Origin of the sequence: Prevotella sp. CAG:592 (assembly GCF_000436015.1) — a bacterium.
GTDB lineage: Bacteria > Bacteroidota > Bacteroidia > Bacteroidales > Bacteroidaceae > Prevotella > Prevotella pectinovora.
Window position 1 is genome coordinate 29,890 of sequence record NZ_FR892482.1, and the last position, 20,670, is coordinate 50,559.

Annotated in this window: 18 protein-coding genes; 8 read left to right on the top strand and 10 right to left on the bottom strand. The window is 50.8% G+C overall.

Annotated elements, in window-relative coordinates:
* The first annotated feature begins 46 nt into the window (after nt 1-46).
* On the top strand, nt 47-658 hold the full coding sequence (locus tag QVO99_RS00350; protein ID WP_022315593.1) for a polysaccharide deacetylase family protein: 612 nt from the start codon (nt 47-49) through the stop codon (nt 656-658).
* 6 nt (nt 659-664) lie between these two features.
* Nucleotides 665-1,180 carry a hypothetical protein gene (locus QVO99_RS00355; protein WP_022315594.1) on the top strand — a complete coding sequence of 172 codons (516 nt, stop codon included), beginning with the start codon at nt 665-667 and terminating at the stop codon, nt 1,178-1,180.
* Nucleotides 1,181-1,808: 628 nt separating this feature from the next.
* Here QVO99_RS00355 and glmM read toward each other — a convergent pair.
* The 10 genes from glmM to QVO99_RS00405 all read right to left on the bottom strand — a co-directional run bounded on the left by glmM (nt 1,809) and on the right by QVO99_RS00405 (nt 13,719).
* Nucleotides 1,809-3,206, bottom strand: coding sequence for a phosphoglucosamine mutase (gene glmM / locus QVO99_RS00360; RefSeq protein ID WP_022315596.1), 1,398 nt, complete (start codon nt 3,204-3,206; stop codon nt 1,809-1,811).
* Nucleotides 3,207-3,307: 101 nt separating this feature from the next.
* Nucleotides 3,308-3,949 (bottom strand): DUF4827 domain-containing protein, encoded by a 642-nt coding sequence (locus QVO99_RS00365; RefSeq protein WP_022315597.1) that lies wholly within the window; start codon nt 3,947-3,949, stop codon nt 3,308-3,310.
* Nucleotides 3,950-4,072: 123 nt separating this feature from the next.
* On the bottom strand, nt 4,073-5,101 hold the full coding sequence (locus tag QVO99_RS00370) for a DHH family phosphoesterase (protein WP_022315598.1): 1,029 nt from the start codon (nt 5,099-5,101) through the stop codon (nt 4,073-4,075).
* A 130-nt stretch (nt 5,102-5,231) separates the two neighbouring features.
* Nucleotides 5,232-6,143 carry a nucleotidyltransferase gene (locus tag QVO99_RS00375; RefSeq protein WP_022315599.1) on the bottom strand — a complete coding sequence of 304 codons (912 nt, stop codon included), beginning with the start codon at nt 6,141-6,143 and terminating at the stop codon, nt 5,232-5,234.
* A 93-nt stretch (nt 6,144-6,236) separates the two neighbouring features.
* Nucleotides 6,237-6,680 (bottom strand): YqaA family protein, encoded by a 444-nt coding sequence (locus QVO99_RS00380; RefSeq protein ID WP_022315600.1) that lies wholly within the window; start codon nt 6,678-6,680, stop codon nt 6,237-6,239.
* Nucleotides 6,677-7,600, bottom strand: a complete 924-nt coding sequence (locus tag QVO99_RS00385; protein ID WP_022315601.1) for a hypothetical protein — start codon at nt 7,598-7,600, stop codon at nt 6,677-6,679. Before QVO99_RS00385 ends, QVO99_RS00380 begins: the two co-directional genes overlap by 4 nt.
* A gap of 17 nt (nt 7,601-7,617) precedes the next feature.
* Nucleotides 7,618-8,886 (bottom strand): phosphoribosylamine--glycine ligase, encoded by a 1,269-nt coding sequence (purD, locus tag QVO99_RS00390; protein WP_022315602.1) that lies wholly within the window; start codon nt 8,884-8,886, stop codon nt 7,618-7,620.
* Between the two features lie 130 nt (nt 8,887-9,016).
* Nucleotides 9,017-9,706 carry a hypothetical protein gene (locus QVO99_RS00395; RefSeq protein WP_022315603.1) on the bottom strand — a complete coding sequence of 230 codons (690 nt, stop codon included), beginning with the start codon at nt 9,704-9,706 and terminating at the stop codon, nt 9,017-9,019.
* Between the two features lie 288 nt (nt 9,707-9,994).
* A complete protein-coding gene (locus QVO99_RS00400) occupies nt 9,995-12,214 on the bottom strand; it encodes a S9 family peptidase (protein WP_022315604.1) in 2,220 nt (739 codons plus the stop codon).
* A gap of 8 nt (nt 12,215-12,222) precedes the next feature.
* Nucleotides 12,223-13,719, bottom strand: coding sequence for a THUMP domain-containing class I SAM-dependent RNA methyltransferase (locus QVO99_RS00405; RefSeq protein ID WP_022315605.1), 1,497 nt, complete (start codon nt 13,717-13,719; stop codon nt 12,223-12,225).
* A gap of 655 nt (nt 13,720-14,374) precedes the next feature.
* Between QVO99_RS00405 and QVO99_RS00410 the strand changes: the two genes are divergently transcribed.
* From QVO99_RS00410 to nqrF, 6 genes are read left to right on the top strand one after another with little or no spacing between them, the layout of a single operon-like run.
* Nucleotides 14,375-15,739: a Na(+)-translocating NADH-quinone reductase subunit A gene (locus tag QVO99_RS00410; protein ID WP_022315606.1), complete on the top strand. Its 1,365-nt coding sequence runs from the start codon at nt 14,375-14,377 to the stop codon at nt 15,737-15,739.
* Between the two features lie 18 nt (nt 15,740-15,757).
* Complete coding sequence (locus QVO99_RS00415) at nt 15,758-16,909, top strand: NADH:ubiquinone reductase (Na(+)-transporting) subunit B (RefSeq protein WP_022315607.1); 1,152 nt, start codon at nt 15,758-15,760, stop codon at nt 16,907-16,909.
* 23 nt (nt 16,910-16,932) lie between these two features.
* Nucleotides 16,933-17,679 (top strand): NADH:ubiquinone reductase (Na(+)-transporting) subunit C, encoded by a 747-nt coding sequence (nqrC, locus tag QVO99_RS00420; protein WP_022315608.1) that lies wholly within the window; start codon nt 16,933-16,935, stop codon nt 17,677-17,679.
* A gap of 23 nt (nt 17,680-17,702) precedes the next feature.
* The gene (locus QVO99_RS00425; protein ID WP_022315609.1) at nt 17,703-18,320 is read left to right on the top strand and encodes an NADH:ubiquinone reductase (Na(+)-transporting) subunit D; all 618 of its coding nucleotides are present in this window, start codon (nt 17,703-17,705) and stop codon (nt 18,318-18,320) included.
* Nucleotides 18,321-18,947 carry an NADH:ubiquinone reductase (Na(+)-transporting) subunit E gene (gene nqrE / locus QVO99_RS00430; protein ID WP_022315610.1) on the top strand — a complete coding sequence of 209 codons (627 nt, stop codon included), beginning with the start codon at nt 18,321-18,323 and terminating at the stop codon, nt 18,945-18,947.
* Nucleotides 18,948-18,991: 44 nt separating this feature from the next.
* Nucleotides 18,992-20,266: an NADH:ubiquinone reductase (Na(+)-transporting) subunit F gene (gene nqrF, locus QVO99_RS00435; RefSeq protein WP_022315611.1), complete on the top strand. Its 1,275-nt coding sequence runs from the start codon at nt 18,992-18,994 to the stop codon at nt 20,264-20,266.
* Nucleotides 20,267-20,670 lie beyond the last annotated feature (404 nt).

Below are 20,670 nucleotides of genomic sequence, written 5' to 3' on the forward strand. Positions count from 1 at the left end.
TGTCTTCTCATATCATATCTCTAACGAGAAAACAACAAGACAAAATATGTTTATAGAGCAACCGGCAATATGGTTGCGCTGGCTATATCCCAGAGCGACATGGAGGATGGACAAGAATGAGCGTGCGGTATACCTCACGTTTGACGATGGTCCTATCCCCGAGGCAACACCATTCATTCTGAAGACTCTCGCTGAGTTCGGTGTTCATGCCACTTTCTTTATGGTGGGCGACAATGTGCGCAAGCATCCTGAGCTGTACGACCAAATCGTGGCGGCAGGTCATCAAGTGGGCAACCACACCTTCAACCACTGGGGAGGATTCAAGCATACCACGCGTTCCTACAGTGAGAATGTGCAGAAAGCCAACGATCTCATACATAGCCACCTCTTCCGTCCGCCACACGGATGGATGCGCTGGGAACAGTATTTCTGGGTAGGTCGCAAGTATCGCATCGTGATGTGGGATCTCGTGACCCGCGACTACAGTAAGTGGATGACAGCCGATGATATCGTTGCCAACGTGAAGCGCTATGCCCGCAACGGATCGATAATCACCTTCCACGATTCGCTCAAGAGCATCGACAAACTGCATTACGCTTTGCCAGAGTCGCTGCGTTGGCTCAAGGAACAAGGATATGAGTTCAAGACTTTTGAATAACAGATTATGGAGAATATAGGAAAAGACAAAGTGCTCGCCGCTGTGGTGCGCACTTTTTTTAAGTATTTCACTCTCGGAGTGATAGAAGGCAAGTCTGCCGACAGTGCCGACATGACCGTGTATGAGCCGAAGAACGTGAAGAAGGTGATGTCGGAGCATATCGAGGATGTGTCGAGGATTTTCAATCAGGAAGTGTTCTTCGCCATCTCCCGTATCAATTACGTGGAAGAAGAACTGGAGCGCGAGCTGCAGGCTTTCGTAGCTGCCGGCAACAAGACCACGCCGATGGATCTGATGCGCTTCGCCTGCCGTTCAGATGAGTTCTATGATGTGATGGTGAGCGAATACAAGCGCAATTTCGAGTCGCTGCTCTGTGGTTCCTTTGCCACACTCTCCAAGGCGTGTGAGGGCTTCACGGAGTGTGCGGCACTCGGTAGCATCGCCGTAGACATGGCTGAGAATATCATAAACAGAATTGCCCACCAGGCGTATGGCGAGGGAAAGAAGCTGGTGGCAGAGTGATTGCATAGCAGTCTGTCAATATAAACTGCTTTTGTAAGATTTGCTATTCGTCCCTCCCCTACGGAGGAGGTTAGGTGGTGGCTAGTGTAATTATGCGATGGTTATCATCTGTATTGTATTCTTTTCCACTGACTTCAGCCCCCTCTCGTTCTCCCCCGTAGGGGAGATGCAGATTACTTTTCTTGCATAAGTAGCTTTTAGTATATGGCAGCTGCAGTTTACTTTTCTTGCATCAGAAGCTGTTAGTCTATGACGGCTCCAGATTGCCTTCTTAAACATAGGGGAAATGGTTCGAATTTGGGCACGGGGCTTGCCCATATTGGGCAAGCTGCTTTCTCACATGGGGCAAGCTGCTTTCTCACATGGGGCACGTTTCTTGCTTCGGGTGTTGCCCCTCTTGGGCACGTTTTTTTGTCCATTATCAGTATAAAATAAAACGACGCGGTTCAAGGTGTTGTCCTTCGAACTGCGTCGTTTGTTTATCTTGATTGTCTTACATGTAGTGCATCATTTCCTTTGATGTTGTGCATCATTATCTTTGATGTTTCCCATCGCTGATTTTTGATGTCACATATCGATGTGCTTCACCTCCTTTATCTTTGATGCTTCACACCAATTGGAATCAGCCTTACTGCATGTCATATACCACCTGCATCAGCTTCTTTCCGATGGCGTCAGCTTCTTCTATTGTCTGCGCCTCGCTGTAGACACGGATGATTGGTTCGGTGTTGCTCTTGCGCAGATGAACCCACTTGTCGGGGAAGTCAATCTTCACACCGTCGATGTCTGTAACCTTCACGTCCTTCTCGCCGGCAAACATCTCCTTCACCTTCACGAGGATAGCGTCGACGTCGGTTGACGGAGTGAGGTCGATGCGGTTTTTGGCGATGAAATAGTTAGGGAAGGACTTGCGCAGTTCGCTCACCTTCATACCCTTCTTAGCCAGTGAAGAGAGGAAGAGGGCGATGCCCACGAGAGCGTCTCTACCGTAGTGGCTCTCAGGATAGATCACTCCGCCGTTGCCTTCACCACCGATGAGAGCTCCCACCTCCTTCATCTTTGTCGTCACGTTCACTTCACCCACGGCAGCAGCAGTGTAGGTGCCGCCGTAGCGCTCTGTTACGTCTCTTAAGGCTCTTGTACTGCTCAGGTTAGAAACGGTGTTACCGCCACCCTTGGTGTTAGCCAGGATATAGTCGGCAACAGACACGAGAGTGTATTCCTCGCCGAACATCTTTCCGTCTTCGCAGATGAAAGCCAGACGGTCAACATCTGGGTCCACCACGATACCCAGGTCGTAGCTGCCATTTGCCATCTCGCCCATGATGCCACCGAGATTCTTCTCCAGCGGTTCAGGATTGTGGTTGAAATCTCCGTCAGGGATGCCGTTCAGAATCTTGTATTCCACTCCGAGAGCTTCGAAAAGATTCGGCAGTATGATGCCGCCCACAGAGTTGATGGTGTCTACGCATACTTTGAAATGTGCGTTCCTGATTGCCTCTCTGTCTACGAGAGCGAGGTTGAGCACAGAGTCGATATGCTTCTTGTTGAACGTGTCGTCCTTCTTGTAGTGGCCCAGATGGTCAACGTCGCAATAGTTGAAGTCTTCCTTCTCGGCAATCTCAAGCACTTCGTTGCCGTCAGCCTTTGTGAGGAACTCGCCTTCGTTGTTCAGCAGTTTCAGTGCGTTCCACTGGCGAGGGTTGTGGCTGGCTGTGATGATGATACCACCGGCAGCCTTCGACATTATAACGGCAAGCTCCGTAGTAGGAGTGGTGGCAAAACCGATGTCGAGCACGTCGTAGCCCATGCCAATCAATGTACCGCACACCACGCTGCGAACCATCTCGCCGCTGATGCGTGCGTCTCTGCCCACAACGATGGTGTTGCTGTCAGATTTTCCGCTCTTGCGGATGAATGTGGCGTATGCCGTCACGAATTTCACTATGTCCAGCGGATTCAGCGTGTCGCCTGTCTGTCCGCCTATCGTTCCGCGGATACCGGAAATAGACTTTATCAGTGTCATATCTTTGAATTCCTTTTTATTGGGAGTGAATATTTTGTTAATTATAATGATCTGTGATGAAAAAAGGCAAGCTTTCGCCCGCCTTATTGTTTTGTATAGGTTTATCTTCCCCTTTCGTAAGTGATGTTGTACAGGCATGGATAAACACCGCTCGTAGCGTATTGGTGTCCCTGTGTGTGAGGCACGATGAGTCTTACCTTGGCAATCTCGTCGCCTTCCTTCTCCGGTCTGCCCACGTTGATGTAGGTAAACGGCACGAGCCATCCGCTTGGTACCGAGGTGCTGCCATAGAGCGAATACATCAGACTCTCGCCGGCTTCGAAAGAGGCGGTGAATGTGCCGCTCGTGTTCTGCACGTTCATCTTGTCTACTACAGAGATGTAATAACCGATCATGTTGGTGGACTGCAGGGAGTCGGTCAGCAAATTGTATTCCTCGTAGCGACAGAGCACAGTGGCTGTCTCGCCCTTTTCAATCTTCTTGCCGCATCCCTTGCGTATTATCTGCATGTATACGTTGGAGTCGTCGAGATAAACGAATTCGTTTTTTGCAGTGTCGGTGACGCAGCCATTGGCTTCAAACTCACTTTCTTTCAACACCTTGATGCCTTTTTCGCTGATATAGCGGTTGATGGCATTTCTCTCTCGCTTCTTCTGGTCGGCGTATGTCTCGTCGTCGCTGCAGCTTGAGAATACCGTTACTGCTGCCACGAGCGTCATCAGGAAGTATGCTATTTTCTTCATTGTCATTTTTATTCGTTGGAATTTATCCTTGCAAAAATACGAATATTTGTTCAAATACCTATTATTCTCACTGGCTTATTACGTTACTTTAACGTGGCGTCATTGTCATGAATGCATTGTGGCTTACCAGCGGAATTCTCTGATAGCCTTGTTCACAAGCATCTCAGCTTCGTCCATCGTGCAGTTCAGATGACCGCCGGAGGCATTGAGATGTCCGCCGCCGTTGAAGTATTTTTCTGCCATCTTGTTGCAGGGGAAATCGTCTACCGACCTCAGGCTCACCCAAATGGTGTCAGGCTTCTCTGTGTCTTCGCGCAGTGAGATGCTCAGTTTCATGCCCTTTATCTGCAGCGGCATGTTGACGAGTCCCTCGGCATCGCCCTTCATGAAATGGAAATGCTTCAGGTCGCGCCTTGTCAGAGTGAAATAAGCGGCATGGTATTCTGCGAATACGTTAAGTTTGGTATACATCACGTAGCCCATCAGTCTCAGTCGCCAGAGACTGTAGTTGTTGAACACGTTGCGGTATATCTTGTCTTTGTTGATTCCCTTTGTGAGCAGTTGGCTGATGATGAAGAATATCTCCGGACGGTTGGAGTTGTATGTGAAACCTCCCGTGTCGGTCATCATTCCGCAATATATCGGCACTGCCACATCCTTGTCCATCTCCTCGAATCCGCCAAGCTGCCATATCAGTCGGAACACCAGTTCGCATGTGCTGCACGCCTCGGGGTGAGACACGCTGATGTCGGCATCTACCGTCGGGTTCAGATGATGGTCGATAAGCACCTTGTGGGCCGTAGATTCCGTGATGAGCGGTTCCAGTTCAGCCGTCCTGCTTGCATCGTTGAAATCGAGACACAGCAGCAGGTCAGCATTGCGGGTAGCCGCTTCTGCCTCCTCCTTTTTCTTGTCGTGTCTCAGAATGTCCATCGTGCCCGGCAGCCACTGCAGGAAGTTCGGGAACATGTCGGGCACAATGACCTTCACGTCTTCCTTTCCTCTCTGTTTCAGATAGTTTGCCATACCGAGTGTCGAACCGATGGCATCGCCGTCGGGACTGCGGTGTGTGTATATTGCAATATGATTTGCTTCATCGATAAGACGGTTGAGGCTCTCTACCTCAACCTCAGTAAGTAGGTTTATGTTCATCGGGGATTTATATTTAGTTTACGAGTAGATGAGCCGGCTTGTTTGCTTGTTAACTTGCTTGTCCGCTCGTCTACTCGTATACTTGTCTACTTGTCAACTCGTCAACTTGTTAACTCGTCAACTTGAAATCTTAGAACAACTTCTCTGGATAAACGCCGTCGTTGACGAGCTTCTGTATGCGCTCCACGGTGCCAGGTCTGTCTTCTGGATAAGTCACTCCGAACCAGTTGCTTGTGGTGTCGAGCACCTTCACTGTCGCTGTGCCTTCGTTGATAAGCTTGTTTACCATCAGCGGGATGAAGAACTCCGACTTCAGGTTTGTCATGTTCTCTGGTTTTGAGAGGAACTCCTTGAAGAATTCGTCGCTGTATTCGAAATAGTCAGGAGTGAATCCCCATACGTTCATGGAAACAGGAGTGTTGTCGTCTACTGTTACCCACTTGTCCTCTTCATCCATATAGCTCACCTTGCCGTCGATGCGCATTATCTTTGTGCGCTCCACAACTGTGGTGAGGTTGTCGTCAGCGTCTTTAGAGCAGATACCGCGAGAAACGGTGCCGTTCTCCGACAGGGTGTTGCCAACGCGGAATCCCACCATGGCATATCTGTTCTTGCTTCCCTCCGGCAGTTCGCTCAGGAATTTGCCAATCACCATGAAGCAGTCGCGGTTGTAGAAGTCGTCGCAGTTGATGACGCAGAAAGGTTCCTTCACCACATCCTTTGCCATCATCACCGCATGGTTAGTACCCCATGGTTTCACTCTGTCCTTAGGGCAAGAGAAACCCTCTGGCAGTGCGTCGAGGCTCTGGAAGCAGAGTTCTGCAGGGATGTGTCCCTCATACTTCTTGAGGATCTTCTCTCTGAAGTCCTCCTCGAAGTCCTTGCGGATAATGAATACAATCTTACCGAATCCAGCCTGTATGGCATCATATATAGAGTAGTCCATGATGGTCTCTCCGTTAGGTCCCAGTCCGTCAAGTTGTTTCAGTCCTCCATACCTGCTGCCCATACCGGCAGCGAGCAAAACTAATGTAGGTTTCATAATCTTAATTTTAAATGTTATATTTATGTTGTTAGTCAGAAAATCATTTTCTGTTTGCTGTCAGAATCTTCTTTAGACAGTCGTGTTATCAGTTTATTGGAACAGTTGTATTCCGAATACTATCAGTGCGTATCTTATGAACTTGCCCACCGTCATGCTCAATGTCGTCACGGGCAGGTTGGCACGCATCAGTCCGAGTGCCACAGTTATGGCGCTGCCGATTATGGGCACGAAGGCGAAGAACGCCATCAGAGCTCCGCGTCCCGCCATGAAACGCTGTGCCCTCTCTATCTTCTCCTCTTTGATGTGGAGATATTTCTCTATCCAGTCCATGCGTCCGAAGGTGCCTATCCAGTAGTTGAACAGTCCGCCGAGCACGTTGCCCACCGTTCCGGCTATGAGCAGTATCCATGGGTCGAGTCCCATCACCTTCAGTGCTCCTATCACCACTTCGCTGTTGAAAGGCAGCACGCTGCCGGCGAGCAGTGCTGATATGAACATGCCGAGGTATCCGAATTGTGCAAGAAATTCCGTCATGGCATCAAGTTGAAAATTGTTAAACCTAATGTCGCGAGACACATCACTATGAAAGTCACGTTTGTGAGCCAGGTCCTTGTCAGCGCCACATAGTGGGCGAACAGGCAACTGGTGTTGACTATTATTATCGGCAGCAGATTGTCGAAATGCTGTGGCTGCAATATGATGAACACAAATGAGAGGATGTCCACCGTGATGAACATCTCGAATATCATCCTCGTGCGAATCTTGTCCTGGTAACTGTTGCGCATGTAGTGTATTATTCCTATCACCGCCAGCAGCACCACCAGTCCGAATGTCGCTATGCGGTGTATGTCGAGTGCCTCATATTGCAGGAGCGGTTCAAACTGAGCCAGTTCTGCGAAGTGGTCTATGAATGCGTCGAACTGGTTGGTCACCACATAGTAGCCCACAGCAAACCAGTATGGCATCACCAGTCCGAGCACTGTAGCCCAGAACATCCTGTGTGTCAGCGCCATCATGTTTGATGCCATCAGAATCCACAGGAACGGCACGAAATACAGAATCTGCACGAAGAAGAGGCTTGCTATTCCCAGGCATGCGAATGAATAGAACGCTATTCCCGGTGCCCTCTTGTCTTGGTAAGAACGCAGCAGCGAGAGATAGAACAGTATGAAACACGTACCCGTGGCGCAGCTCTCCAGCGAGCTGAACAGGAATGTGGCAGCACACGTCATTGCCACGAACGAGCATGACACCATGCGGCTGTATATCCTTATCAGCGAGTTGGTGTTGTTGAGCATCATCATCAGCAGCGTGGAAGCCACGAAGAACGCCAGCTGAAGGTATGCCCCTTCAGCCACGGTGCCCGCCCCCAGCCATACCGCTAAGCCATAAATAATCATCACCGGAAAGGCGAAGCGGCTCTCTGCCAGTCTGTTCTGTATTCTCTTTTTCATTCAGCAGCAGTTGTTTCCTACAAGTCCTGTCCGATGTCTCTTCTGAAGTATTTGTCAGTGAAGCAGATCTTGTTTGCCTCAGTGAACGATTTCTGCAGAGCCTCCTCCTTGTCCTTTCCGTAGGAGCTCACAGCGATTACGCGTCCGCCGTTGGTCACCACTTCGCCGTCTTTCATTGCCGTGCCGGAGTGGAACACGATGCTTCCCTCCACCTGGTCAACTCCGCTGATAGGGTAGCCTTTGGCATATTTCTCTGGGTATCCGCCACTCACGAGCATTACGCATACGGCAGCCCTCTCGTCGAATTCAATCTCCTTTTCTGCGATATTTCCTTCGGCAACACCTTCGAGCAGGTCAACGAGGTCGCTCTTTATCCTCAGCATCACGCTCTCCGTCTCCGGGTCACCCATGCGGCAGTTGTATTCTATCACCATAGGGTTGCCCTCCACGTTGATGAGTCCGAAGAATATGAATCCCTTGTAGTCGATGTTCTCCTCTGCAAGTCCCTCCACGGTAGGTCTGATGATGCGGTCTTCCACCTTCTTCATCCATTCCTCCGTTGCAAATGGCACCGGTGTCACGCTTCCCATTCCACCGGTGTTCAGGCCCGTGTCATGCTCTCCGATGCGCTTGTAGTCCTTAGCCTCAGGCAGGATTTTGTAGTCCTTGCCGTCGGTGAGCACGAACACCGAGCATTCTATACCGCTCAGGAATTCCTCTATCACCACCTGTGCCGATGCGTTTCCGAACATGCCGCCGAGCATCTCGCGCAGTTCCTTCTTTGCCTCTTCCAGGGTAGGGAGGATGAGCACACCCTTTCCGGCACACAGTCCGTCAGCCTTCAGCACGTATGGTGCCTTCAGCGTTTCCAGGAATTTCAGTCCCTCTTCGAGCGATGTTCCGTCGAAAGTCCTGTATTTCGCTGTCGGAATGCCGTGGCGCTCCATGAATCCCTTTGCAAAGTCTTTAGAGCCCTCGAGCACGGCGCCCTTCTTCGACGGACCGATTACCGGGATGTCCTTCGTGCGTTCGTCGTTCTTGAAGTCATCATAGATACCCTTCACCAATGGGTCCTCAGGTCCTACCACCACCATGTTGACGCCGTTGTCCACGCAGAAGTTTTTCAGAGCCTCAAAGTCGTCGGCTTTGATATTCACGTTTTCGCCCACGAGAGCTGTTCCGGCATTGCCCGGAGCGATGAAGAGTTTTTCCACTTTCTTGCTCTGTGCTATTTTCCAAGCCAGTGCATGCTCGCGACCGCCGCTGCCTAAAAGGAGTATTTTCATAATCTAAATAGAGTTTCTTTTGTTTATAATTGGTGCAAAATTACAATATAAAGTGTTTATCGCCAAATAGTGACGGTGAAAAAATAACTTGGTATGTATTTTACTGTCACACAATAGTGCGTAATTATAGTTAATCATTCTTTTGTTCTTTCATGACTTCGAACATCACCTCGTCGAATGCCCTGTGTGAGAATATCGTTTGGTCAAGTGTTTCGGTGAAAAATATCTCCACGTCTGGTATCTCCGGAATCATCAGCATGAATACGCTTGTATGTAGCCACATGGAGTCTTCGTTGAAGGAGTATAGTAGCTTGAACCCGTTGTAGTTCAGGTTTGCCATGTTTATCGCCTTTCTCACCGTCGATACCATTTCAAGGTTTTCCGCCGGGTATTTTCTCCAGAACGTGTCGAAGATGGTGATGAACGGTCTTTCGTTGCTCATTCTCAGGTACATCCGCTCGCCTTTGTATTCAATCCAGTATTCATCTTTGTTCTCTTTGTCCTGTTCATACTCTATGCCCTGCTTGTCGAGCAGTTGCAGACACAGGTCTTTCGTTCCCGTCCTGCTGCCTTCCGTGTTGTTGTCTGTTTGTTTCATTGTCTTGTCTGTTGAAGATGCGGTTGTTGTTGAAGATTCTGTTGCTGCATCGGCCTCGATTTCCTGTTCCCTTTTATGGCTTTTGTATACCAAGCGAGCTATTCCTGCTATCACTCCAATGCCCATGCTTTTCATGAAAGTTTCCGGGTCGTCCATGCCGAATCCGTATCTCAGTATCAGATATGCGACAATCGATGTGGTTACTATTATAATGTATGTCATATTGAAGAATCTTTTTGAGTGGTTCGGATTATCATGGCGGAGCCATTGCCAGTGGTGCTCTAACATATTCCCCAAACGGTAATTATGCCGTTTGTTTTTTGTATTTTACAAAGGTAGTGATAATTATCCGCAAACAAGCATACTGACGATGATTTTTATTCATCTGCTCCACCTTTTCTTTATATCCCTTATGTCAACGAGGGCCTCTGCAAATCGCAGAAGCCCTCGTTGTGATAGCAGTCTTGACTGATGTAGAGTCAAGAAAATGTGATTATCCCAAATTGGGGTTTATTTCAGATAATCCTCGAAATACTGTGTGATGCGCTCATGCAGGTGAACGCTCTTGTGGCCCATCATGTTGTGACCCTCGCCAGGATAAGCGAAGAAGTCAGGCTGAGTGCCGGCTTCGCTGCAGGCATTGAGGAACATGAGGCAGTTTTGTGGAACCACGGTAGGGTCGTTCATACCAGTGATGATCTGCAGTTTGCCCTTCAGATCCTTGGCCTTGTTCAGGAGCGAAGCCTTTGCATATCCCTCCGGGTTGCTCTCCGGAGTGTCCATATAGCGCTCACCATACATCACCTCATACCATTTCCAGTCGATTACCGGTCCGCCGGCAACTCCCACCTTGAACACGTCAGGATAGTTTGTCATCAGCGAGATTGTCATGAATCCGCCGAAGCTCCATCCATGAACGCCCATGCGGTCCTGATCAACGTAAGGCAGCGACTTGAGATATTCCACTCCCTTCATCTGGTCCTTCATCTCCTCCTGTCCGAGCTGACGGAATGTAGCCTGCTCGAAGTCCTTTCCGCGATGCTCGCTTCCGCGGTTGTCGAGGATGAAGAGCAGATAGCCTTTCTGCGCCATGTATGTCTCCCATGAGCGAGAGCTGTAGTGCCAGCGTGCGTCCACGTTGTGGGCGTGAGGGCCACCGTATACATAAACCACAGTAGGATATTTCTTGTTAGGATCGAAATCCACCGGCTTCACCATTCTCCAGTAGAGGTCGGTAGTGCCGTCTGCAGCCTTCAGCTTGCCGCAAGAGTATTCCGGAATGTTGTATCCCTTCTCCTTCCATGGGTCCTTGGCGTTGAGGATGCAGTGGCTCTTGCCTGTCTGAGTGTCGATAGCCACGATGCGACGGGGCACCGTAGGCTCCTGGTAGTTGTCGAGCAGGTATCTGCCGCTGGCGCTAATTGTCGAACCCTCGTGCCATCCCTTGCCGCCTTCATCGATGCGTGTGCGCTTCTTGTTGGCCACGCTCACCGAGTATACGTTCTGCTGGATAGGGCTTGCCTCGTTAGACTTGTATATGATGCTCTTTGTCTTGCTGTTGAAACCGAGCACGCTGAGCACTTCCCATTTTCCTTCTGTCAGCTGCTCTACTTCGAGCGACTCCGTGTTGCTTGCCATTCTGCTGCCGTGCATGCCGAGGGTACAGAGATACAGGTGGTTGTAGCCATCCTGACGGCTCTGCATGATGAACTGTGACTTGTCCCAAGGCAGGAACACGATAGGGTTGAGAGGCTCCACGTATTTCTCGTCCACCTCGCGATACAGTTCACCGGTCTTCTCTCCTGTCTCTGCGTCGTATGCGGTGAGGCGGCAGTCGTTCTGGTCGCGGTTCAGTTCAAACATATACACCTTCTTGCCGTCCGGTGCCCATGCCAGGTTGGTGAAATAGCGGTCAGTAGGGTCGCCGGCTTTCAGATACACCGTCTTTCCCGTCTTCATGTCATACACGCCGATTGTCACCTTGTGGCTCGTCATTCCGCACATAGGATATTTGTCAGGCTCATAGGTGGCCTCACGCTCGAAGGTGTTCACCTGAGGATAGTCAGCCACCATCGACTGGTCCATGCGGTTGAAGGCGAGCTTCGTTCCGTCCGGGCTCCAGAATGTGCCCTTCATCGAGGCGAACTCGTTGCGGTGTACAGCCTGTCCGTATACAATCTCGCGGCTGCCGTCGGTAGAGAGCTGTGTCGTCTTTCCTTCAGCGTCCATAACGTAGAGGTTGTGGTCGCTAACGTATGCCACAGCCTTCGATGCGTTGTTCCAGTCGGCAAACTCCTGTCCCTTTGAAGCCTGGCGCCATACCACCGTCTTCTTCTTGAAGTCGATGAGCATGCGCTCCTGCTTGTTGGCGATGAGCACGAGACTCTTGCCGGCGTATGGGAACTGTGCCCAGCCGAGGTTCAGTATCTTGGAATCCTCGTTGGTCTTCGCCCATGCGTTGAGCTGTGCTTCGGTGAAGAGAGTAGTCTCTTTGCCGTTGGATTTGTTCACGAGCTTACACTCCTCAGCGTTGCGGAGCACGAGCTCGTCGCCCCACCATGTGATGTTGCGATACTCTGGAATCATGTTGTGGTAGTTCGTTCCACCGAAGTTCAGGTCTTCGAGTGAGAACTGCTTCAACTGTGCTGCTGCGTTCATAGTGATCAGAATGCAGGCGGCAGCAGCGGCAACTCGTCGTGCCACCGTCTTGATAAGGTTTTTATTCATCATTATATCAGTTAAAACTTTTTTGTTTTTCTGTCATATCCCCTGTCGAAGTTCTTTCCGCCACGTCGGTCGCCACGGTCATACTTCTTTCCGCCCTTGTCGTAGTTCTTGCGTCCGCGGCGGTTGTCGTCGTCGTCGAAATCACGGCGGGTCTTCGTTCTCGGCTTCTTGTCAGCCTTCTTGCCGAAGTTCAGTGCGTCGGCATACGGGCTCTTGCGGAATTTGAACGAACGGATGTCTTCCTCCTCGTCCAGATGCTCCGGTTCGTCGAGACGCTTCTTGAATTCGCGGTGCTCCTTGAAGCGGTGCTTTTCAGCCATCTGCTTCTTCTCCTCTTCAGTCTTCAGGATATTTCCCTCGCTGCGGAACTCGCGGAAACCGCCTTCGAACATCAGGTATTTGCGGAACTCGCATTCCAGCGAACCGTTATAGAGAGGAATCTTCTGCGACGGTTTCAGTCCGATCTCGTCGAAACACTCCTTGCGGTAGCTCAACACCCAGGCCTCGCCGTTCTTGAAGTTGCGCTTCAGCGTCTCTCCAATCATCTTGTATGTTCCGAGCAGGTTCGGTGTAGAGATACGCTCGCCGTATGGCGGGTTGGTTATCATGAAAGCCTTGCCCTCTGGCTGCTTGAAGTCCTTGAAGTCGGCACATGTGATTGTCACGTCCTTGCTCAGTCCGGCAGCCTTAACATTCATGATGGCAGTGTTCACAGCCTTCATGTCCACGTCAGAACCGTAGATGTGATGTGTGAACTCACGCTCCTGCGAGTCGTCGTCGTATATGCTGCTGAAGAGGTCAGCATCGAAATCCTTCCATTTCTCGAATGCGAACTCCTTGCGGAAGAGTCCAGGTGCCATGTTGCGTGCTATGAGGGCAGCCTCCACAACGATAGTTCCCGAACCACACATCGGGTCGTAGAAGTCGGTGTCGCCCTTCCATCCCGACATGAGGATCATTCCGGCAGCAAGCACCTCGTTCAGAGGAGCTTCCACCGATTCCTGTCTGTATCCGCGACGGTGCAGGCTCTCACCGCTCGAGTCGAGCGACAGCGTGCAGCGGTCTTCGGCGATGTGCATGTTGAGGCGTATGTCGGGGTTCGACACCGAGATGTTCGGACGGCTGCCGGTCTTCTCTCTGAACTGGTCAACGATGGCGTCTTTCACTTTGTATGCCACGAACTTAGAGTGGCGGAACTCGTCGGAGAATACCACGGAGTCAACGGCGAAGCTATCTTTCAGGTCGAGATACTTGCTCCAGTCAATCTTCTTCACCTCGTTATAAACATCATCGGCGCTCTGGGCCTTGAAATGCTTTATCGGTTTTAGGATACGAATCGCCGTGTGCAGTTGGAAGTTAGCGCGATACATCATCTCCTTGTCGCCAGTGAACGACACCATGCGGCGACCAATCTCTACGTTGTTAGCTCCGAGTTGCGTTAGCTCCTGTGCCAATACGGGCTCAAGACCCATGAAGGTTTTGGCGATGAGCTCAAATTCCTGTTCCATTATTGAATTAAAAATCTATGATACTTATTTGCTTATTGTCTTGAGAGTGTGTTTGTATTGACACGGTAACACCGCCGGATGTACTGATATAAAATAAGGTGGGAAACGCTTCAAAATTTCCTCAATGCCATTGTCCGAAAGCAATCCTTTGCCATCGCAATGCAGTCGTAGACGGCCTCCCGTGGAGCATTCCGGAGATAATAGACTCTCCGCCGCCTGTTTCAGAATGTCTGTAGTTTTGTCGATTCCCATCATGTGATAAAATTGTCAATTTTCCATCTGCGATAAAAAATGTCAATGCGTGTGCAAATTTACGTCATTTCTCTTTAAGTGCCAAATCTTTTTTATGGAAAGACTATAATTGTGGTGAAAGGTACGGGCTGTAGATTCGGAAATCCGAAAACCCAGAGAGAAACCAAATATATGTCAGCGGCGCGTTGTTCGCTTTGGTCTCCTAATTCACAAATTGCTTGCCACAGTGCATGTGATTTGTAATATACGCTTGACAAAGGGTAGGGTAAACCTCATTTTATTAAATAGTTAATAGACTTTTAAAATCCAAATTATATGATAATATAAATACTTTTTATATCTTTGCCGAGAATTTGTTTCCAATGGTATAAGTGTCTTAGCAAAATAATTAAACAAGTATTTTATGACAAAATTTGTTAGATTAAGTCGTGGACTTGACATCAACCTTGCCGGCAAGGCAGAAAAGACAAAGCGCGTCTTGAAGCCCGGTGAGGTGTATGCCCTCACGCCATCCTCTTTTGAGGGAGTTAAACCAAAGGTGATGGTGAAAGAAGGCGACAGAGTCAAGGCCGGCGATGTATTGTTCATCAACAAAGACTATCCCGAAGTGGGATTCTCTTCACCGGTCAGCGGAGAAGTTTGTCTTGTAGAACGCGGCGACCGTCGAAAGCTCCTCAGCGTGAGGGTGAAAGCCGACGCAAATCAGGAGTTTGTTGACTTCGGAGTGAAAAACGTGAAAGAGATGACCGGCGACGATGTGGAGAAGTCACTTCTCGAAGCGGGCCTCTTCGGTTATATCAACCAGTTGCCCTATGCCGTGTCAACCAATCCGCAGACAAAGCCTAAAGCTATTTTCGTTTCCGCTCTCAGGGATATGCCGCTGGCAGGCGATTTCGAATTCGAACTTGAGGGACAGGAGAAAGATTTCCAGACAGGACTCACGGCGCTCAGCAAGATGGCGAAGACCTATCTCGGCGTCGGCGACAAGCAGAACATCAGCGCTGCCGATGTGGAGGTGGTGACCTTCAAGGGCAAGTGCCCGGCAGGCAACGTGGGAGTGCAGGTCAATCACATCGACCCCGTGAACAAGGGCGAAGTGGTATGGACCGTAGACCCTACGGCGGTGATATTCTTCGGCAGACTCTTCAATAGCGGCCGCGTGGACCTCCGTCGCACGGTAGCCCTCGCCGGTTCTGAGGTTACAGCCCCATGCTACGCCGACATGCTCGTGGGACAGGACATCGAAACCCTCGTGGCAGGAGCCTACCGTGGCGACAACGTGCGCATCATCATGGGCAACCCTCTGACAGGCAAACCGGTGGAGAAAACTGCCGACACAGGTGCTGCATCATACAGCCGTTTCCTCGGCGCACACACCAGCGAGGTGACGATAATCCCCGAAGGCAACGACGCCGACGAGCTGGCAGGCTGGATAATGCCACGCCTGAAGCAGTTCAGCGTGTCGAGAAGCTATTTCTCATGGCTCTTCGGCAAGAACAGGGAGTATCGCCTCGATGCCAGAGTGAAAGGCGGCGAGCGCCACATGATAATGAGCGGCGAATACGACAAGGTGTTCCCTATGGACATCTATGCCGAATATCTCATCAAGGCAATCATCGCCGGCGACATCGACAAGCAGGAACAGCTCGGCATATATGAGGTGAGTCCTGAAGACTTCGCCCTGGCAGAGTTCGTTGACTCCTCCAAGCTCGAGCTGCAGCACATCGTGCGTCAGGGACTCGACATATTGAGAAAGGAAAACAGCTAACTATAAATACAACAGACCATGTCATTTTTAAGAAACTATCTGAACAAAATAAAGCCGAACTTCGAAGAAGGCGGCAAGCTGCATTCGCTGCGCAGCGTCTTCGATGGCTTCGAGACATTCCTATATGTCCCGAACACCACATCGAAGAGCGGCACCAATATCCACGATGCCATCGACTCAAAGCGTATAATGAGTATGGTGGTAATCGCACTGCTGCCGGCACTCCTATTCGGAATGTATAACATCGGCTACCAGAACTATGCCGCAGCACACCAGACAGGCACCCTCCTGGAGATGTTCGCCTACGGATTCCTTGTGATGCTGCCCAAGCTGCTCGTCAGCTATGTGGTAGGTCTGGGAATAGAATTTGCCTGGGCACAGTGGAAAGGTGAGGAGATACAGGAAGGCTACCTCGTCAGCGGTATCATCATCCCGATGATTCTCCCCGTTGGCTGCCCGTTGTGGTGTATCGCCATCGCAGTGGCATTCGCCGTAATCTTCGGTAAGGAAATCTTCGGCGGCACCGGTATGAATATCTTCAACGTGGCACTTCTCGCCCGTGCGTTCCTCTTCTTCTCTTATCCTACGAAGATGAGCGGCGACTCGGTGTGGGTTGCCACCGACAGCATCTTCGGACTCGGCAACACGCTGCCCGACGCCTTCACCTGCGCCACTCCTCTCGGACAGATGGCACAGGGCTCTGCACCGTCGGCATCGCTTTTCGACAGCATCGTGGGACTCATTCCCGGCAGTATCGGCGAGACCAGTGTCATAGCGATAGCCATCGGAGCCGTGATACTCCTCTGGACAGGCATCGCCTCATGGAAGACTATGCTCAGCGTGTTCCTCGGCGGAGGCGTGATGGCAGCGATTTTCCAGGCCACAGGACAGACCCCTGTGGAGTGGTATGAGCATATTGTGCTGGGCGGATTCTGCTTCGGTGCGGTGTTCATGGCTACAGACCCTGTGACATCGGCACGCACCGAGACCGGCAAATGGATATACGGCATACTCATCGGCGCACTCGCCGTAATCATCAGAGTGATGAACCCCGGATATCCAGAGGGAATGATGCTCGCCATCCTCTTCGGCAACATGATGGCTCCGGCAATCGACTTCTATGTTGTTGAGGCAAACATCAGCAAGAGAATGAAACGAGCCAAGAAATAACAATAAGGTATAAAATACTGATTATGAACAAGAATAGCAATACATACATCATAGCATACAGCTGCATAATGGTTGTAGTGGTGGCTTTCCTGCTCGCCTTTGTGAGCAGTTCGCTGAAGCCGGCGCAAGACGTCAACGTGGCGCTCGACAAGAAGAAGCAGATACTTGCCGCCCTCAACATCCGCAACCTCTCCGACCAGGAGAGTGCCGAACAGTATGCAAAAGTGGTAGACCGCGACGCTGTCATCAATGCCGACGGCAAAGAGATAGCCAAGGGCGGAAAAGGTGGCGAGACTGCAGGATTCCTTCTCAACAGCGCCGACTACAAGGCAGGCAAACTCGCAGTTTATTACTGCACCGTAGACGGCAAGCACAAATTCGTGGTGCCTGTTTACGGTATGGGACTCTGGGGACCGATCTGGGGATACATCGCCGTTAACGAAGACTGCAACACCATTTATGGCGCATACTTCAACCATGAGGGCGAGACTGCCGGACTGGGAGCTGAAATCAAGGACTCAAAGGCATGGCAAGACCTCTTCCGCGGAAAGACCATCTATGGCGCCGACGGCAAACCGGTGATAAAGGTGAAGAAGGCGAGCGAAGTAAAAGACAAGAGCTGCGAGGTCGACGCCGTTACGGGAGCTACCCTCACCTCGGTGGGAGTGAGCGACATGTTGCAGGAGGGCTTCGCAAAATACAGGAAACTCTTCGCCGGACAGACCTCACAGACTGAAGCCAACGACGCTGGCGACGGTGAGAAACAGTAATCATTTAAAGAAGCAATGATAATATGGAAAATAAGATAAAAAGCGTTTTCACAGCGCCTCTCAATTTCATGAACCCGGTGCTCGTTCAGGTGCTCGGTATCTGTTCGGCACTCGCCGTCACGTCGCAGCTCAAGCCTGCCCTTGTGATGGGACTTGCCGTGACCGTGATCACGGCATTCAGCAACCTCATCATCTCGCTCATCCGCAACACCGTGCCAACGCGCATCCGTATCGTGGTGCAGCTCGTTGTGGTGGCAGCCCTCGTTACCATCGTGAGCCAGGTGCTCAAGGCATACGTCTATGATGTCAGCGTGGAACTCTCTGTCTACGTAGGACTCATCATCACCAACTGTATCCTTATGGGTCGTCTTGAGGCTTTCGCCATGCAGAACAAGCCTTGGCCGTCGTTTGTCGACGGTTTCGCCAACGGACTCGGCTACGGCATCATCCTCGTGGTGGTGGGAGCGGTGAGAGAGCTGCTCGGCAGAGGAACGCTGCTCGGATTTGAAATTCTGCCAAAGAGTGTTTACGAAATGGGATATTTGAACAACGGAACGATGACCATGCCTGCCATGGCGCTCATCCTCATCGGAGTGGTGATATGGATTCATCGTGCTTATTTTTACAAGGAGGAGAAGTAAATGGAACACTTGATAAACCTTTTCTTTAGGTCCATCTTCGTGGACAACATGATTTTCGCATTCTTCCTCGGCATGTGCTCGTTCCTTGCCGTATCCAAGAACGTGAAGACATCGCTCGGTCTCGGCGTCGCTGTGACGTTCGTGCTCGTGGTCACCGTGCCTGCCAACTACCTGTTGCAGACCAAGGTGCTCGGCCCCGACTGTATCATCAAGGGGGTAGACCTGAGCTATCTCTCGTTTATCCTCTTCATCGCGGTAATCGCCGGCATCGTGCAGCTGGTGGAGATGGTGGTTGAACGTTTCTCGCCGACTCTCTATGGAGCGCTCGGTATCTTCCTGCCCCTCATCGCCGTTAACTGTGCCATCATGGGAGCGTCGCTCTTCATGCAGCAGCGAATCAACCTCGACCCTTCAAACACCCAGTATCTGGGCAGTGTGGGCGATGCCTTCGTATATGCCCTCGGTTCTGGTCTGGGATGGATTCTCGCCATCGTGAGCATGGGAGCCATAAGGGAGAAGATGCAGTATAGCGATGTGCCGAAGCCATTACAGGGACTCGGGATCTCGTTTATAGTCGTAGGACTCATGGCGATAGCGATGATGTGTTTCTCGGGATTGAAAATATAGACGAGTAGATAAGTTGACAGAATAACTTAAACAGATTTCAAACAATGAACATCAGTTATATATTGGCCAGCATCGGAGTATTCCTTGCAGTGATACTCGTGCTCGTGATAGTGCTGCTGGTCGCAAAGAAATATCTTAGTCCGAGCGGCAAGGTGACAATCACCGTCAATGGCTCCAACGTGATAGAAGTGGAGCAGGGCGACACCGTGATGAACTCCCTCAACGACAACGGCATCCATCTGCCGTCGGCTTGCGGCGGAAAGGCAAGCTGCGGACAGTGCAAACTCCAGGTGCTGCGTGGAGGCGGCGAGATTCTCGATTCCGAGAAACCGCATTTCTCGCGCAAGGAGATTAAAGACAACTGGCGTCTGGGCTGCCAGGTGAAGGTGAAGGGCGACATGGAAGTGAAGGTGCCCGAAGAGGTGATGGGAGTGAAGGAATGGGAATGCACGGTGATAGAAAACCGCAACGTTGCCACCTTCATCAAGGAGTTCACCGTGGCTCTGCCAAAGGGAGAGCACATGCACTTCGAACCGGGATCCTACGCTCAGATCCGTATTCCAGCCTTCGATATGGATTTCGACAAGGATATCGACAAGTCGCTCATCGGCGATACATATATGCAGGCATGGAAAGACTTCGGACTGTTCTCGTTGAAATGCAAGAACACCGAGCCTACCATCCGTGCTTATTCTATGGCAAACTATCCCGATGAGGGCGACATCATCATGCTCAACGTTCGTATCGCCACGCCGCCTTTCAAGCCGAAAGACCAGGGCAAGGGATTCCTTGATGTCAGTCCGGGTATCGCCTCGTCATACATCTTCTCGCTGAAGCCGGGCGACAAGGTCGTCATGTCGGGACCTTATGGTGAGTTCCGTCCGCAATACGACACCAAGCGCGAGATGATATGGGTGGGCGGAGGCGCCGGAATGGCTCCGCTGCGTGCTCAGATCATGCATATGCTGAGAACGAGAAACTGCCGTGACCGTGAGATGCACTATTTCTATGGAGCGCGTGCACTGGAGGAGATACCGTTCCTCGACGACTTTCTGCAGCTGGAGAAGGAATATCCTAACTTCCATTTCCACCTCGCCCTCGACCGTCCGGACCCGAAGGCAGATGCAGCGGGAGTGAAGTATACGCCGGGCTTCGTGGCTCCTGTGATGGGCGACACCTATCTCAAGCAGCATGAGGACCCTGAGGATTGTGAGTATTATCTCTGCGGACCGCCAATGATGGCGAAGACCGTGCTCGACCTTCTGCATTCACTCGGAGTGGAAGACGATATGATTCGTTTCGATAATTTCGGAGGATAATAAGAACAGACCTCCGACAACAATAAAGAGGGTGTGTCATATGTCTGTGACGCACCCTTTTTGTTTGACTAGCATGTGTGTTGTCTAATGGGTGCAAGTCCCTAACGAGCCCTAGTAGTGGGAATCGTCTAGCCAGAGAGACAAGGGTGTCCGTGGTGACGCGGAATCTGAAAGAAGTCAGCGGCAAATATCTGACCCAACGCACAGAAACTTGATATAAGGCTACTTACAGGGATAAGGCTGCAAAAAGAGTCAAAGTCCAATAACTACTCGGAACTGCATGTAGTAAATCAAGTGGGTATAAGATGGAAAGACAATATGCTTAACTAGTGAGGTCTCACGGACGCATGGGTGAAGATGAGTTATTCGATGCACCATGACGGAGTAAAGCTTGCCGTGAGAAG